Source organism: Avibacterium gallinarum (assembly GCF_002921135.1).
GTDB classification, from domain to species: Bacteria; Pseudomonadota; Gammaproteobacteria; order Enterobacterales; family Pasteurellaceae; genus Avibacterium; species Avibacterium gallinarum.
The window spans coordinates 122,303-138,746 of record NZ_PQVJ01000015.1 but is presented as its reverse complement, the minus strand read 5'-3'; the positions used below and the strand labels follow the sequence as shown (position 1 = coordinate 138,746).

Below are 16,444 nucleotides of genomic sequence, written 5' to 3'. Positions count from 1 at the left end.
AAGCGTGCCATTTTTATTGAGATATGTGGGGATTACAAATTATTCTTCAATCGCTAATTCTTTTAAATATTGAAAGATTTCACGATAGGCTTTTGGTGGTTTGTTTTGTGATTTTTCTTTTTGCGCTGCGCGGATTAGGTTGCGCAGATGCTGGCGATCGGCGTTAGGGTAGTCATTTAACACATTGCTTAATGCTTCGTCCCCTTTGGCAATGAGTTCATCACGCAGTAATTCTAATTTATGTAACAGCGCTTGTTGGTGATTGTGTTTATTCTCGATTTTATCCAAGGCTTCTTGAATTGGCTCAGCATCTACTTGGCGCAGTAGTTTGCCAATATATTGTAGCTGGCGGCGTTTTGCTTCTTTTTGTAAGCGTTGAGCGAGCGCGATGGCATCAAGAATATTTTCTTCCAATGGAATTTTTTCTAAGTTGGTTTTGGTTAGATTTACCAATTTTTCACCCAGCTGTTTTAAGACTTCCGCATCACGTTTTATTTCACTTTTGCTTACCCAAATAATTTCTTCTTGTTCTTCATCTTCCCAATCAAATTGCTCTTTTCTACGTTTTGCCATAAGGTTTTCCTAAATCTAAATGCGCTAAATAGGCGTTAGTGTAGCATAATTTCGGCTAAATTAGCGAGATAAGGGAAAATGGGATAGAATACGGCAAATTTTGATAAGAGGTTAAAAAATGCAACAAAATCCTACCGCACTTTTAAAACAGCAAGAACAAGAATTGCGTGAGGCTGTAAGTTATGCCATTGATATTGCAACAAAAGCGGGCGCAAGCGCGGAAGTTGCCGTGACCAAAGTGAATGGACTTTCTGTTTCCACTCGTTTGCAAGAAATTGAAAATGTGGAATTTAATAATGATGGAGCATTAGGTATTTCGGTTTATTTAGGCCAACAAAAAGGCAATGCGTCCACTTCTGATTTAAGCCCTGTGGCGATCAAAAATGCGGTGGAAGCCGCTCTTGCCATTGCGAAATATACGTCGCCTGATGATTGCGCAGGCTTGACTGATCGCGATTTAATGGCGTTTGATGCGCCAGATTTATCCCTTTATCACCCCACTGAAATTGATGTGGATCAGGCGGCAACGTTAGCATTGAATGCAGAAAAAGCGGCGTTGGATTATGATGAACGTATTGTGAATAGTGAAGGGGCAGCCTTTAATTCTCATACTGGTGTGCGAGTTTATGGCAACAGTTATGGAATGTTGCAGAGCTATTTGTCTAGCCGTTATTCCCTTTCTTGTTCGATGATTGCGGGGGAAAATGATCAGCTTGAGCGTGATTATGAATATACCATTTCGCGTTATCCGGATAAGTTAGAAAATCCAGCTTGGGTGGGGGAAAATGCGGCGAAAAAAGCCTTATCACGTTTAAATCCGCAAAAAATTGCAACCCAAGAAGTGCCAGTGGTGTTTTTAAATGATGTAGCAACAGGGTTGATTAGTCATTTAACCGCGGCGATTAGTGGAGGCAGTTTATATCGCAAAGCGAGCTTTTTATTAGATGCGTTAGGTAAGCAAATTTTGCCAGATTGGTTTCACATTAGTGAACGCCCACATTTAATTGGGAAATTGGCTTCTTCACCTTTTGATAGTGAAGGCGTGCGAACGCGAGATATGGAAATTATTGAGCAAGGCATTTTGCAAACTTACTTATTAACCAGTTATAGTGGGCGAAAACTCGGTATGCAAAGCACGGGCCACGCGGGTGGTATTCATAATTGGTTAGTGAAACCAAATTTGCAAGGGGGATTGACCGCACTTTTAGAAAAAATGGGAACGGGCTTGCTAGTTACGGATCTTATGGGGCAAGGGGTCAATCTCGTTACCGGTGATTATTCCCGTGGTGCAGCAGGATTTTGGGTGGAAAATGGGCAAATCCAATATCCAGTGGCTGAAATTACCATTGCAGGGACACTTCCCGAAATGTTTAAGCAAATTGTCGCCGTGGCGGACGATGTTGAACACCGTTCTAACATTCAAACTGGTTCAATCTTGTTAGAAAAAATGAAGGTATCAGGAAATTAATTTTATAAATGAGAATTATTCTTATTGACAATGCTTTTTAGTTTGCTAGAATGAAGGCGTTTGTTAAGTATTGTTGTTGAAAATGATGATTCATTTTTAAGATGCTCCAAACAAGTAGAGTAGAAAGTAAATTCGTTAGGGTATTTAAAAGGCTGAGACTTATATCTCGGCCTTTTTTTTGCTACAATTTCACCGTTTTTAACTCAATCATTTCGCCATTGGCGGGCTTAAAGGTAAATTAATAATGAAAAAACACTATGTAGATGTAATGATTTCGGAACAAGATGTGCGTGCAAGAATTAGCGAATTGGGCCGTGAGATTACGCAATATTATCATCAGCAAAAGGTAGAAAAGCTGATTGTGGTTGGCTTGTTGCGTGGTTCATTTATGTTTATGGCAGATCTTGTGCGTGAGATTGATTTACCAGTGGAGGTGGAATTTATGACTACCACAAGCTATGGCAGCGGAATGACGACAAATCACGATGTGAAAATTAGCAAGGATCTTGATGGCGATATTCGTAATGAACAGGTTCTCATTGTGGAAGATATTATTGACACCGGTTACACCTTGCAAAAAGTGCGTGAAATGCTAAAACTGCGTGATCCCGCTTCATTGCGTATTTGTACTTTATTGGATAAACCTTCGCGCCGTGAAGTGGAAGTGCCAGTGGATTGGGTAGGTTTCACTATTCCTGATGAATTTGTGGTGGGCTACGGTATTGATTACGCGCAGCGTTATCGTAATTTTGGTTACATTGGGAAAGTGGTTTTACAAGAAGATTAATTTTTGTAGAGACAGTGGAGATAAAAAAAGGCTTGTTTTTTAACAAGCCTTTTTAATCATTACAGTGTATTTTGTTGTTTAGAAGCCAGTTTTGCTAACGCTGCATCACAACTTTTCATTTGTGTTGCAAGTTCCATTTCAAGAATCTGTTTTTTGCTTTGGTTTAGCTTACTCTTAATTTTGTTTAACTGGGTGTGTGTTCCTGGTTGTTTTTCCGCTTCGGCAATGAGGTTTTCGGTTTCTTTAAAGAGTTTGGCGCATTGCTGAGGGATTGCATTTTTCTCTGTTTGTTGTGGTGCTGCTGAAATTGAAACGCTCATAAATGCAGTTGCAGCAAGCGTTGCCACGAACATAATTCCCTTCATTATTTTCATTAAAACTCCCTTATTTTCAATCTGTAAAAATATAATAAAAAATGAGCTTTGCGAAAGTTAGCAAAATCTGAGGGGAAAGTCTAGTTATTCATCATTTTTTATTCTATTTTGCGAGGTAACGCACAATTCTTGTTGTAAAAATGTTAAGAGAAACTATAATTTGAAGCTTGTCAAAAAAGCGCATACTTTCTATGGGTTTATTTTTGATTTAAATCTAAAAAATGTGATCGGTGTTACATTTTTTACTATTTTTTATCCACACTTTTAGTAGTAGAATACATACCGATCTTGGGTTATCTGTATAATTCTTGTGAAGATAATTCAATTAACTTGGCTTAAGGGTGTACCTTTAAGATTTTGGGGTGATTACACAGTAATCATTGGTTTAGAACTTGTAATATTTACAAGGAGTTGAGATGTTAGACGTTGTTGAACTCTCTAGATTGCAGTTTGCATTAACTGCGTTATATCACTTCTTGTTTGTGCCATTAACATTGGGTTTATCTTTCATTCTTGTGATTATGGAAACCCTTTATGTGGCAACAGGCAAAGAAGTTTATAAAGATATGACAAAATTCTGGGGTAAGTTATTTGGTATTAACTTTGCCTTAGGGGTAACAACTGGTATTACAATGGAATTCCAGTTCGGGACTAACTGGTCATATTATTCACATTATGTGGGCGATATTTTTGGTGCACCACTGGCAATTGAGGCATTATTAGCCTTCTTCTTAGAATCTACCTTTGTTGGGTTATTCTTCTTCGGTTGGGATCGTTTATCAAAAGGTAAGCACTTACTCTCAACATACTGCGTAGCTTTCGGTTCAAACCTTTCTGCAATGTGGATTTTGGTGGCAAACGGCTGGATGCAAGCGCCAGTAGGCTCAGATTTCAATTTTGAAACAATGCGAATGGAAATGACCAGCTTTATGGATCTTTGGTTAAATCCAGTTGCACAAAGTAAATTCCTACACACATTATCTGCAGGTTATGTTTCAGGGGCATTCTTTGTTTTAGCAATTAGTGCTTATTACATCTTAAAAGGACGTGATATTGGTTTTGCTAAACGTTCTTTCTCTGTCGCTTCTGTATTCGGTATTATTGCCGTTGTGTCTGTGCTAATTATGGGTGATGAGTCTGGTTATGAAATCGGCCAAAAACAACCAATGAAATTAGCGGCAATGGAAGGGGAATGGCATACTGAACCAGCGCCAGCTAACTGGAATATGATTGTTGTGCCAAATCAAGCGGAAAGACATAATGATTTTGCCTTACAAATTCCTTACGCCGCAGGGATTATCGTAACCCGTTCATTGGATAAAACCTTTGCAGGGATCAACGATATTTTAGTGGTGAATGAACAACGTGTTCGTCAAGGTATGGTGGCTTATGGTTTGCTTGAACAATTAAGAGCAGAGAAAAAAGCAGGTCAAATCAATGAAGAAACCAAAGCACAATTTGATGCAGTGCGTGGTGATCTTGGTTATGGCTTATTATTAAAACGCTATACAGACAAAGTGGTTGATGCAACAGAATCACAAATTAAGCAAGCAACCTTAGATACTGTACCTAATGTTGGGCCAACATTTTGGGCGTTCCGTGTAATGATGGCAGCAGGTGGCTTAATTCTTATCTTAATGATTGCCGCCGTGGTACAAAATGTGCGTAAAACAGTGGGTAAAAGCCGCTTCTTGTTACACGCATTATTGTGGGGACTTCCGCTTCCGTGGCTTGCCATTGAAAGTGGTTGGTTCTTAGCGGAATATGGTCGTCAGCCTTGGGCTATTTACGATATGTTACCAGTTGGTGTGGCAGCATCGAACTTAACCACTGGCGAATTATGGTTCTCAATCGGTCTGATTTGTGCCCTTTATACTATTTTCTTAGTAGTGGAAATGTACTTAATGTTTAAATATGCTCGTCTTGGCCCGAGTGCATTAAAAACAGGTCGTTACTACTTTGAGCAGTCATCTAAATAATTAGGAGCCTAACTATGATTGATTACGAATTTTTACGTTTTGTTTGGTGGGTTCTCGTTGGTGTATTACTGATTGGCTTCGTAGTAACCGATGGATTTGATATGGGCGTTTTAACACTATTACCATTTGCAGGTAAAAAAGAAGTGGAAAAACGCATTATGATCAACTCAATCGCTCCCCACTGGGACGGAAACCAAGTGTGGTTATTAACTGCTGGCGGTGCAATGTTTGCAGCTTGGCCATTGGTTTATGCAACCTCATTCTCAGGTTTCTTTATTGCAATGATCTTAGTGTTAGCGGCGTTATTCTTCCGTCCAGTGGGCTTAGAATATCGCGCTAAAATCGACAATCCATTATGGCGCAAACTATGGGATTGGGGCTTATTCATTGGTGGATTTGTGCCATCAGTAGTATTTGGTGTGGCCTTTGGTAACCTATTACAAGGTGTTCCATTCTATTTCAATGATATGCACCAAATTTTCTACACAGGATCATTCTTTGAATTATTAAACCCATTTGCCTTACTTTGTGGCTTAATTAGCTTATCAATGCTCATTACGCAAGGCGGTGCGTGGTTACAATTAAAAACCACTTCTGAATTGCGTGAGCGTGCAAGAGTGATTACCCAAGTTGGCGCAATGGCAACCTTAATCACCTTCGTATTAGCAGGCGTGTGCTTATATTTCAAAGATGGCTATGTGGTAACTAGCGTAGTGGATCACAATGCACCTTCATCACCATTAACAAAACAAGTGGCAGTTGAAGCGGGCGCGTGGTTCAAAAACTACTTTGATGCCCCTGTATTGTTCATCTTCCCTGCTTTAGCGGTAGGTGGTGCGTTATTAAATGTATTGGCATCGAAAGCAAACCGCTGTGGTTTTGCCTTCTTGTTCTCATCATTAACAATGGCTGGTGTGATCTTAACTTGTGGCGTAGCAATGTTCCCATTTGTAATGCCATCAAGCTCTCACCCTGATATGAGCCTATTAATGTGGGATTCAACATCAAGCCAATTAACCTTAACCTTAATGCTTGGTTTTGCATTAGTGTTTGTGGTGATCTTATTGTCTTACACCATCTGGTCATACATCAAAATGTTTGGTCGTTTGGACAGTGATTTCATCGAAGACAACAAAAACTCATTATACTAAGGAGCGAAATTATGTTTTATGTTTTATGGGTAGTGGGTGTCTTGTTTGCCATAATGCTAAGTGCAGTGATTACCATTGGCATTGAAAAAACAGGTAAATTTGACGAGTAAGTCAATGATTGATAAAGCATATCATTTAGTAAATAAGGGCTCTTGGCGAGCCCTTTCGTTGATCTTAGCTATCGCATTAACCCTTTGCTTTTTCTTTAATATTAATGAATTTGCCACACAATTAAGAACAGCTCCACCTGTTTGGGTCATTTTTATTTTGTGGGCAACAGTGATTTTATGGATTCACGGCATTGGGTTTGAAATTCGCGCAGCCATTTGGAAAGGGTTATTTTTCCCTTATGTTGGTTATATCGTTGGCATCATTGCCTTAGTGCAACATTTCCTTTTGCCAGCGTTCGTGTATTGATCACATCAAAGTGCTCTAAATCCAAGAATATCATCACACCAAAATCTCAAGCGAAAAAAATCATATCAAATTTAAGCACTGATTTGAGACGGATTTTAATGTTGATTTTGGTGCTTTATCAATGTGTATTTGAATGATCCAGAGCATTGATGAGCATCAGCAAGTTGTTAATAGTTCTGTTTAACTGTATATTTGAACTGGATTTAATCTTCGGATAGAAATGATCTTATGGCAGTGCCTGCATTTATAGTGCTGAATGCCATTTTTCTCTCCGTGTTTTTGAATGCTTGAACTTAATCCAAAAGTGCATTTTTTAGAGCTACATTTCAAAAAATGTGCTCTAAAACCTTATACTACGGCTATAAACTACTGTTTACCAACACTTGCGTTGATGACTTTTCACAAATGTTCCAACCAAAACAAAGCCCTTTTGCAAAGGGCTTAACGAAAAATTCATTATTCTGCTAATCGGGTAGGAATTTCAGGGGCGACTAAGCGGCGTAATCGCGTACCTTCTAAATCAATATGTCCAAAGCGGGAATGCCCGTTATTCCAATCTGCTATCGCTTGGCGTAAAGCATCTTGACTGTCTGCCACGAAATTCCACCACACTAAGGTTTTATGTGGTAATGGCTCTCCGCCTAACAGCATAATATGGCTGCCAGCTTCGCCCTTGATTTTGAATTCGTGAGATTGGCAATCCGTTAGGCTAACCAGTTGATCTTGTTGGTAAACTTGTTCTTCAATTTCCACTTCGCCTTTCAGTACAAGTACGCCATATTCAAAGTTTGGCTGTTGTTCTATGGTAATGGTTTGGCCTTGCTGAAATTGAATATCAACACCAACTAACGGGCTATATTGCTGGGTTGGCGCAGTTCTGCCTTGATAGCTACCTGTGGTTAAAATGTAATTTACGCCATTTTCTTGCCATTCAGGCAATTCAGGATAATGTTGAAAATTTGGCTCAATGTCTTGATCCATTGGCAGCGCAATCCAAAGTTGTACGGCGTGAAGCTGATGCACGCCTTCAGGGGTTTGTTCCGTATGGCTAATACCACGCTGATTGCCTGTTCCTGCGGTCATTAAGTTCACTTGTTTTGGCTTAATTAATTGACGATAGCCAAGGCTGTCTTGGTGCCAAACTTCACCCTCTAGCATCCAAGTGAAGGTTTGTAAATTAGTATGTGGGTGTGCGCCTACTTGTAAGCCTGCATTATCATCAGCAAACTCTGATGGCCCTGCGTGATCAAGAAAACACCACGCGCCAATGGTGCGTTTACCCGCTTGTGGTAGCAGACGCGCGACAGGAATTCCGCCTACATCTTTAGTAATTGCATTTAATTTATCTACGCTCATTTTCAGTCCTTATGCTCTAATTCGTTGCCTTATGCTTTCGCCCATTGAATAAAAGTTTGCGCAAACTTACTTAAGAAACCCGCAGTGCGTTCATCTGCCACTTCACCTTGTTCATTCAATGCCTGATTGGCTTTGCTTAAAAAGACTTCTGCGGTTGTCAGTACGTTCGCACCAATGCTTTGCAAACTTTGGCGAATTTGCAAACCAGAATTAATTCCACCATAAGCCCCTGGTGAAGCAGTAACAATCGCCACTTTCTTGCCCTGCCATAAATTTTGGCCATAAGGACGAGAAGCAATATCAATGATATTCTTAGTCGCGGCAGGCATTGCACGGTTATGCTCAGGGCTAACAATTAGCACTGCATCAGCGTTTTTAATTTGCTCACGCACGCGATCATACTCTGGTACGTCCACCTGATCACGATCTTGGGTATAAAGAGGCAAATCATCAATGCGTACTTCGGTTACGTTTACGTCTGCAGGAAACTGTGAAACGATATAGTTGGCTACGCTACGGTTAATGGATTTTTGACTTAAACTACCGATAATCAGTGCAATGTTCATTATTTATACCTCAAAACGTTAGGGGAAATTTTCGCCAATTATAAATCCCCACAAGATCCCACACAATCGGCATTTTAGAAATGATCTTTTTCTCGATCAGAAAAAATGCGGTGAAAAATCACCGCACTTTCTCTTTTCTAAGCGTGATTATTTCAACGCTACTCTCGCATTTCTGAATAATCGCATCCACGCGCCGTCTTCTGTCCAGTCTTCTGGATACCACGAGTTAGAAACTGCACGGTAAACACGCTCTGGGTGTGGCATCATAATGGCAACACGTCCGTTGCGGTTAGTGAGTGCGGTAATGCCGTCCACTGAGCCATTTGGGTTGGCTGGGTATTGGGTGGTTGGCTTAAGATCATTATCAATATATTGCGCGATAATCAAATTTTGCTCGCGCAACATCGCAAGTTGTTGATCATTTTTGAACTCAACACGTCCTTCACCGTGCGAAACCGCGATTGGCATATGAGAGCCTGCCATTCCGTTAAACCATAAAGATGCTGTATCATTGATGCGAACCATTGCAGCACGCGCTTCAAAACGCTCTGATTGGTTACGCACAAAACGTGGCCACGCTTCTGTTCCCGGGATAATTTCAGCCAAATTCGCCAACATTTGGCAACCATTACATACCCCTAAGGCAAGGGTATTTTCACGCTCAAAGAAAGTAGCAAATTGATCTCGAAGTGCGGTGTTAAATAGGATAGATTTTGCCCAGCCACCGCCAGCACCTAACACATCACCATAAGAGAAACCGCCACAAGCAACAAGGGCTTGGAAGTCTTTTAAGTGATGGCGTTGCTGTTGTAAATCGCTCATATGCACATCAATAGCATCAAAACCTGCGCGGTCAAAGGCGGCTGCCATTTCATAATGGCTGTTCACCCCCTGCTCGCGTAAAATAGCAATGCGTGGACGCACACCTTTAGCAATATAAGGGGCGGCAATGTCTTCATCGACATCATAAGTTAAAGACACGGAGAAGCCTTTATCATTCGGATTTTTCTTCGCGGCAAATTCTTGATCGGCACATTCTGGATTATCACGCAATGCCTGCATTTTGTGGGTCAATTCCGCCCAAATACCACGCAATTCAGAACGCGTTTCTTTCAATAACACTTTCGTGCCGCGCGTAATTTCAATTTGATTGTCTGTGGTTACCGTGCCAAGTTCTTTCAGTAAATGTAGTACGTCATTTTGCTCGAAAGCCTGACGAACAGCGGCCAGATCACTGTCTTTCACTTGAATCACTGCACCTAATTCTTCATTAAACAGCACAGCCAGATCATTATCGCCCAACGCACTAATATCCACAGAAACACCACAATGCCCTGCAAAGGCCATTTCTGCAAGGGTGATGATTAAGCCACCATCGGAGCGGTCGTGGTAGGCGAGCAATTTTTGTTCATTAACTAATTGTTGCATTGCGTCAAAGAAGCCTTTGAGGTGTGCCACGTTCACCACATCAGCGGGCTTGTCGCCGAGCTGTTTATACACCTGAGCAAGTGCGGTCGCCCCCAAGCGATTTTTTCCTTCGCCTAGATCGATCAATAATAAACGGCTGTTGCCTTTATCGGTGCGAAGCTGTGGGGTTACGGTTTTACGAACATCTTCCACCCGTGCAAAGGCACTGATAACTAAGGAAAGCGGTGCGGTAACGGATTTTTGCTCACCGTTTTCCTGCCAAGTGGTTTTCATAGACATTGAGTCTTTTCCTACTGGAATGGTCAAGCCTAATTGCGGGCAAAGTTCTTCCCCCACGGCTTTCACGGCTTCATAAAGCCCTGCATCTTCGCCCGTATGCCCTGCGGCAGACATCCAGTTAGCAGAAAGTTTAATGCGTTTAATATCCCCAATATCTGTTGCGGCAATATTAGTTAGGCTTTCTGCCACGGCTAAACGGGCAGAAGCAGCGAAATCTAACAATGCCACTGGGGCGCGTTCGCCCATTGCCATCGCTTCACCGTGGTAACTATCTAAAGCGGTGGTGGTTACCGCACAGTCAGCCACTGGCACTTGCCACGGACCAACCATTTGATCGCGCGCCACCATACCCGTTACGGAGCGATCGCCAATGGTAATTAGGAAAGTTTTTTCAGCCACTACAGGTAAGCGTAATACACGGTGTAGCGCTTCTTTTAATTCAATAGTTGATTGATCAAGCGGTGGGTTATGCACTTGTTTAGACGCCACATCGCGCGTCATTTTTGGCGTTTTACCGAGCAACACGTTCATTGGTAAATCAATCGGATCATTATGGAAATGATCATCGTGCAAGGTGAGATGTTCTTGTTCTGTGGCTTCACCAATCACGGCAAATGGTGCACGTTCACGCTGACAAAGTTGCTCAAATAAGGCTAATTTATCTGGCGCAACAGCCAGCACATAGCGTTCTTGTGATTCGTTACACCAGATTTCTAACGGCGACATTCCTTTCTCATCGCATAAAATTTCACGCAATTCAAAGCGTCCGCCACGTCCGCCATCGTGAACTAACTCAGGCATTGCGTTAGACAAACCACCTGCACCTACATCGTGGATAAATAAAATCGGGTTGTCATCGCCCATTTGCCAACAGCGGTCGATCACTTCTTGGCAACGGCGTTCCATTTCAGGGTTATCACGCTGTACGGACGCAAAATCCAAATCTTCTTTCGATTTGCCTGATGCCATTGAAGAAGCCGCGCCGCCGCCTAAGCCAATATTCATCGCAGGGCCACCAAGCACAATCAACTTCGCGCCCACAGGGATTTCACCTTTTTGCACATGTTCTGCTCGGATATTTCCGATACCGCCTGCGAGCATAATTGGCTTGTGATATCCGCGCACTTCTTCGCCGTTAAAGCTGTTTACTTTTTCTTCATAAGTACGGAAATAACCAAGCAAAGCTGGACGACCAAATTCATTGTTAAATGCCGCACCACCTAAAGGCCCTTCCAACATAATGTCTAGGGCAGAAGCAATACGGTTCGGCTTAGATAATGGATTTTCCCAAGGTTGCTCAAAATCAGGAATCAGCAAATTAGAAACGGAAAAGCCAACCAAGCCGGCTTTTGGTTTTGCGCCACGCCCTGTTGCCCCCTCATCACGGATTTCGCCGCCCGATCCTGTTGCCGCGCCCGGGAAAGGGGAAATTGCCGTTGGGTGGTTGTGAGTTTCCACTTTCATTAGAATATGGGCATCTTCGTTATGGTAGCGATATTGTCCATCTTGATCAGGGAAAAAGCGTCCAACCTTTGAACCTTCCATTACCGCCGCGTTATCTTTATAAGCAGAAAGCACATAATCCGGGGTTTTCTCAAAGGTATTTTTGATCATTTTGAACAGGGATTTTTCTTGTTTTTCGCCGTCAATGATCCAATCTGCATTAAAAATTTTGTGGCGACAATGCTCTGAATTGGCTTGTGCGAACATATAAAGTTCCACATCTGTTGGATTGCGTCCAAGTGCGGTGAAATTTTCCAGCAAATAATCAATTTCATCTTCTGCCAATGCTAAACCCAATTCCACATTGGCTTTTTCTAGGGCTTGGCGACCGCCGTTTAAAATATCCACTCGAGTAAAGGCTTTTGGCGGCTGTTGTTGGAATAGCACTTCCGCTTCTTGTGGCGTGCGGATCACTGTTTCCATCATTCGGTCATAAATATGGCTAATGAGTTGAGCCTGTTCTTGCTCATTTAATGCACGTTCTAACTCAAAATAAAACGCCAACCCACGCTCTAAACGCTCCACTTTATTTAAACCGCAATTGTGTGCAATATCAGTGGCTTTTGATGACCAAGAAGAAATAGTGCCAACGCGTGGGATCACAATAAAACATTCCCCTTGCGGTTCGTGTTGTGCCAAGGTTGGGCCATAATGCAATAACTGGGTTAATTCTTGCTCTTCAAGAGCATTCAGTGCTTCGCTGAGTTCTGCAAAATGCAAATATTCTGCATAACAAGATTTCACTGGAAGTTGTGCTTGTTGAAAGCGTTGAGCGAGTTGATTTAAACGGAATGGGGAAAGGGCTGGTGAGCCACGAAAAATCTGCAACATAGACTTTACCATTGGTTAGATGAATAAAAAACTCGCCTATTATAAAAGAATTTCGCGCAAAACGAAAACGTTTGCGTAAAACTAACGATAAAGAAAAGAGCGGTTAAAAAGTAGTATCTTTTTTATAAATAAAAAATAATGAAAAAACAACCGCACTTTTGGTTTAAGACAAAGGGCGGTTGTTAGCTAAGCCAAGCGAGGGATTTAGCTTGCTTTTTTACGACGTTTTAAAGTATCAAGTAATACGGCAAAGACAATGATTAGACCTTTTACAATTTGTTGCCAGTAAGGATCGACACCTAACATATTTAAACCTTTGTTGGTTGTGCCTATAATCAATGCGCCAATTACACACATTGGAATGCTACCAAAACCACCGCTTAATGACACGCCACCGATTACCGCTGCAGCAATTGCATCAAGTTCCCAAGCTAATCCGTAAGAAGGGTTACCTGCATAGGTGCGAGCTGCGAGCAATGCACCCGCTAAACCAGATAATGCGCCCGCTAAGGTATATACCCAAATTAAGGTTTTAGTGGTATTGATACCACAAATTTTTGCCGCGTTAAGATTTCCGCCTACTGCATAAACATGGCGTCCAAAGGTGGAGCGGCTAAGTAAAATGTGTGATCCAATCACAATCAAAATATATAAAATCACCAATCCAGGTAAGCCGAAAACATTTACATCGGCAATCCAAGTAAAGGCTTCGGAGGAGGCGTCAATTGGGCGTCCATCTGAATATAATTGTGCGGCACCGCGCGCAATAATCATCATACCTAAGGTGGCGATAAAAGGCGGGATTGCGCCTACTGCGGTTAATGTTCCATTAATTGCGCCGAGCAGTGCGCCCAATGCTAATGAAATCGCAAAAGCGAGAATTGCCGCACTTACGGAATCCCCGCCAGTAACCACGGAGGCGGAAACTACTGCGGTGAGTGCAACAACAGAGCCGGAGGATAAATCGATCCCTGTGGTGATAATTGCAAACGTTACGCCAATAGCAATAATTCCAAACATTGAAACCTGTTCAATAATACTCCAGACCGTGCGAGCAGAGAAAAAACCGTCAATTGAGAGGGAGAGGGCTAAAAAGAGTCCAATTAAGATAAAAACCATTCCATAAGCGTTTATGATTTTCTTTAAAGTCGCGTGTGACATAATATATACCTCATCTGTTTTCACCATTTTACTGGTTTGAATGAATGTTGACCTGTTTATAAATGCTGTTATGCGCCTGACGCTAATTCTAAAACGCGTTCCTGCGTTAGTTCTTGATGTGGGATAATTCCAACTTGGTGCCCTTCGTGCATTACCATAACTCTATCGCTCATTGAAAGTAGCTCTAGCATATCTGATGTAATCATAATGATCGTTTTTCCTTGCTTTGAAAGCTCCACCATTAATTTATAGAGCTCTGCTTTCGCCCCTACATCAATACCTTTTGTTGGTTCATCAAGGATTAAAATATCAGGTTCAAGTAAAAGCCAACGTGCGAGTAATACTTTCTGTTGGTTTCCTCCTGATAGATTATTCGTAATCACTTCTACATTTGGCGCCTTAATTTTGAGCTTATCTTTTTGTTCATAAGCCGTTTTTTGCGCACGAGTTACTGATACCAAAAAGTTTTCCAAGTAAGGAGACATTTTCGGCATAATCATATTGTCAGTGATACTTAAATTAAGAAATAGCCCAGTTAATTTACGATCTTCTGTTACAAAACCAATTTTGTATTTCATTGCATCTAAGGGATTATGAATTTCAGCTTTTTCACCATGAATGTAAATTTCACCGCTATCCGCTGGTTTATAGCCAAATAACCCTTCTACTATTTCGGAACGCCCTGCCCCCACCAAGCCAGCAATACCAAAAATTTCTCCTTTGCAAACTTTGAAATTAATATTTTGATATTTTCCTGCACGGCTAAAGTTTTTAACTTCAACAACAATTTCATCTGAAATCTCGAAACGCTCACGTTGGAACATTTCAGACATATCTCGTCCAACCATCATTGCGATAAGCTGATCTTTAGTAATATCTGACGTTGCTTTTGTACCAACATATTGTCCATCACGAATTACGGTGATTTCATCAGAAACTTTAAATACTTCATCTAATTTATGTGAAATAAAAATAATGGCGATACCACGATTTTTCACAATATCAATAATACGATAAAGTTGTTCTACCTCAGTTTCAGTCAATGCCGTGGTCGGTTCGTCCATAATAATCACTTTCGCATCATTTGATACGGCAGTTGCAATGGCGACAAGTTGTGCTTTCGCAACAGAGACTTCAGACATTTTGACGGTAACGTCCATTGGCACACCAAGATCGTTTAGAATTTCTGCCGCTCTCGCATTCATCTCTTTTTGATTAAGTAAGAAACGTCCTTTTGTAATTTCACGCCCAAGATAGAAATTATCTGCAATAGTTAAATTGGCGGCAGGTGAAATTTCTTGCGGCACCATTGTTAAGCCATGTCGAATAGCGTCAATAGGTCGGGTGGGTTTGAAAGGTTTATCATCTAAAATTAACTCACTGCCCACATCGGGGGTGTAAATGCCGTAAAGCACTTTCATCAATGTGGATTTACCAGCACCATTTTCGCCCATTAAGGCGTGAATAGATCCTCTTTTTACTTTTAAATTAATCCCATCTAATGCTTTTACCCCAGGAAATGTTTTAGAAACATTACGCATTTCTAAAATATAGGGCGATTTTGTCGCTGTACTCATACTCTACTCCTTCATATCAATATTTATCAGAGTTATTCTTTATATTTATTGAGATATTGTGCTTTTTTATCAGGTGTAACTAACTCAAATGGAATCCATTTTATGGCAGGAACTTTTTCTCCTTTTGCCGCTTTATACGCCAGTTCAATACTCATTCTGCCTTGTTCTGCGGCCGACTGAAATATGGTGGCATCTAAGCCTTTACCAAGATATTCAAGCGCGTCTGGTGTCGCATCAATACCGATAATAATTATTTCATCATCAGCGATCCCAGCTTTTCTTGCTGCAAGTAATGCACCGATTGCCATTTCATCATTATTTGCTAGCACTACATTAATATTTTTGTGTGCGGCAAATAAATTTTCGGCAACTTCCATTGCTTTTGCTCTATCCCATTTTGCTTCTTGCTCGGAAAGGATATTGATTTCAGGGTGGGAAGCTAAAACGGACTTATTTCCCTCTGTGCGTTTAATTTGTGCATCGAGTCCTAAAGGACCTAATAAAATAATGGCATTAGCAGGTTTTCCATTTAATGTGCGTAAAACGAATTCGCCTTGCATTTTTCCACTGGTAATTTCCTCTGAACCTACATAGCTCGTGAGGTATTGCATATCTTCATCATTCGGTTTAACCGTAACAGCAATTAATGGAATTTTTGCTTTCTTTGCTTTTAAACCTATTGATTTCACAATTTTTGGATCGGTTAGCATTACAACAATGGCATCAACATTAACATCAATAAAGTTTTCAATATCATTCAACATTTTTGCCGGATCGCCATTTGCATCTGCAAATTTGAGTTTTACATCCTGATGCGCCTTTTCAAATTTCTGCATTGCATCTTGTAAATAAGTGGGATACTTATCCGACAAGCTATACATCGACACACCTATGGTTAAGGATTTGGCAAATAATGCGGGAATAAAGAAGATGCCAAGAAGTAGGAAGAATAGTTTTTTCAACATCACTTACACTCCAAAAATAACTTAAAAAT

General features: G+C 41.1%; 15 protein-coding genes. 6 read left to right on the top strand and 9 right to left on the bottom strand.

Annotated features, from left to right (window positions below; all coding sequences use genetic code 11):
* Positions 1-39 precede the first annotated feature (39 nt).
* Entirely contained in the window at positions 40-573 is a 534-nt protein-coding gene (yjgA, locus tag C3007_RS06725) for a ribosome biogenesis factor YjgA (protein ID WP_103853719.1), read from the bottom strand.
* Positions 574-691: 118 nt separating this feature from the next.
* Here yjgA and pmbA point away from each other — a divergent pair, with 118 nt between their 5' ends.
* Both pmbA and hpt read left to right on the top strand, forming a co-directional pair.
* The gene (pmbA, locus tag C3007_RS06720; protein ID WP_103853718.1) at positions 692-2,041 is read left to right on the top strand and encodes a metalloprotease PmbA; all 1,350 of its coding nucleotides are present in this window, start codon (positions 692-694) and stop codon (positions 2,039-2,041) included.
* Between the two features lie 244 nt (positions 2,042-2,285).
* The gene (gene hpt / locus C3007_RS06715) at positions 2,286-2,828 is read left to right on the top strand and encodes a hypoxanthine phosphoribosyltransferase (RefSeq protein WP_103853717.1); all 543 of its coding nucleotides are present in this window, start codon (positions 2,286-2,288) and stop codon (positions 2,826-2,828) included.
* A gap of 59 nt (positions 2,829-2,887) precedes the next feature.
* On the opposite strand, the gene C3007_RS06710 is transcribed toward hpt, so the two are convergent.
* Positions 2,888-3,148 (bottom strand): DUF5339 domain-containing protein, encoded by a 261-nt coding sequence (locus C3007_RS06710; protein WP_172459852.1) that lies wholly within the window; start codon positions 3,146-3,148, stop codon positions 2,888-2,890.
* A 470-nt stretch (positions 3,149-3,618) separates the two neighbouring features.
* On the opposite strand from C3007_RS06710, the gene C3007_RS06705 reads away from it, so the two are divergent.
* From C3007_RS06705 to ybgE, 4 genes are read left to right on the top strand one after another with little or no spacing between them, the layout of a single operon-like run.
* The gene (locus C3007_RS06705) at positions 3,619-5,181 is read left to right on the top strand and encodes a cytochrome ubiquinol oxidase subunit I (protein WP_103853715.1); all 1,563 of its coding nucleotides are present in this window, start codon (positions 3,619-3,621) and stop codon (positions 5,179-5,181) included.
* Between the two features lie 14 nt (positions 5,182-5,195).
* On the top strand, positions 5,196-6,332 hold the full coding sequence (cydB, locus tag C3007_RS06700; protein ID WP_103853714.1) for a cytochrome d ubiquinol oxidase subunit II: 1,137 nt from the start codon (positions 5,196-5,198) through the stop codon (positions 6,330-6,332).
* Positions 6,333-6,343: 11 nt separating this feature from the next.
* Complete coding sequence (locus C3007_RS06695; RefSeq protein ID WP_103853713.1) at positions 6,344-6,442, top strand: cytochrome bd oxidase small subunit, CydX/CbdX family; 99 nt, start codon at positions 6,344-6,346, stop codon at positions 6,440-6,442.
* Positions 6,443-6,446: 4 nt separating this feature from the next.
* Positions 6,447-6,749, top strand: a complete 303-nt coding sequence (gene ybgE, locus C3007_RS06690) for a cyd operon protein YbgE (protein WP_103853712.1) — start codon at positions 6,447-6,449, stop codon at positions 6,747-6,749.
* Between the two features lie 180 nt (positions 6,750-6,929).
* On the opposite strand, the gene C3007_RS11840 is transcribed toward ybgE, so the two are convergent.
* The 7 genes from C3007_RS11840 to C3007_RS06660 all read right to left on the bottom strand — a co-directional run bounded on the left by C3007_RS11840 (position 6,930) and on the right by C3007_RS06660 (position 16,415).
* Positions 6,930-7,079, bottom strand: a complete 150-nt coding sequence (locus C3007_RS11840) for an IS1/IS1595 family N-terminal zinc-binding domain-containing protein (RefSeq protein WP_423716524.1) — start codon at positions 7,077-7,079, stop codon at positions 6,930-6,932.
* 126 nt (positions 7,080-7,205) lie between these two features.
* Positions 7,206-8,105 carry a pirin family protein gene (locus C3007_RS06685; RefSeq protein ID WP_103853711.1) on the bottom strand — a complete coding sequence of 300 codons (900 nt, stop codon included), beginning with the start codon at positions 8,103-8,105 and terminating at the stop codon, positions 7,206-7,208.
* A 29-nt stretch (positions 8,106-8,134) separates the two neighbouring features.
* A complete protein-coding gene (locus C3007_RS06680) occupies positions 8,135-8,671 on the bottom strand; it encodes an NADPH-dependent FMN reductase (protein ID WP_172459845.1) in 537 nt (178 codons plus the stop codon).
* A 147-nt stretch (positions 8,672-8,818) separates the two neighbouring features.
* Positions 8,819-12,712 (bottom strand): phosphoribosylformylglycinamidine synthase, encoded by a 3,894-nt coding sequence (gene purL / locus C3007_RS06675; protein WP_103853709.1) that lies wholly within the window; start codon positions 12,710-12,712, stop codon positions 8,819-8,821.
* A 204-nt stretch (positions 12,713-12,916) separates the two neighbouring features.
* A complete protein-coding gene (locus C3007_RS06670) occupies positions 12,917-13,873 on the bottom strand; it encodes an ABC transporter permease (RefSeq protein ID WP_103853708.1) in 957 nt (318 codons plus the stop codon).
* Positions 13,874-13,941: 68 nt separating this feature from the next.
* Complete coding sequence (locus C3007_RS06665; protein ID WP_103853707.1) at positions 13,942-15,450, bottom strand: sugar ABC transporter ATP-binding protein; 1,509 nt, start codon at positions 15,448-15,450, stop codon at positions 13,942-13,944.
* Between the two features lie 32 nt (positions 15,451-15,482).
* Positions 15,483-16,415 (bottom strand): substrate-binding domain-containing protein, encoded by a 933-nt coding sequence (locus C3007_RS06660; protein WP_103853706.1) that lies wholly within the window; start codon positions 16,413-16,415, stop codon positions 15,483-15,485.
* Positions 16,416-16,444: the final 29 nt, after the last annotated feature.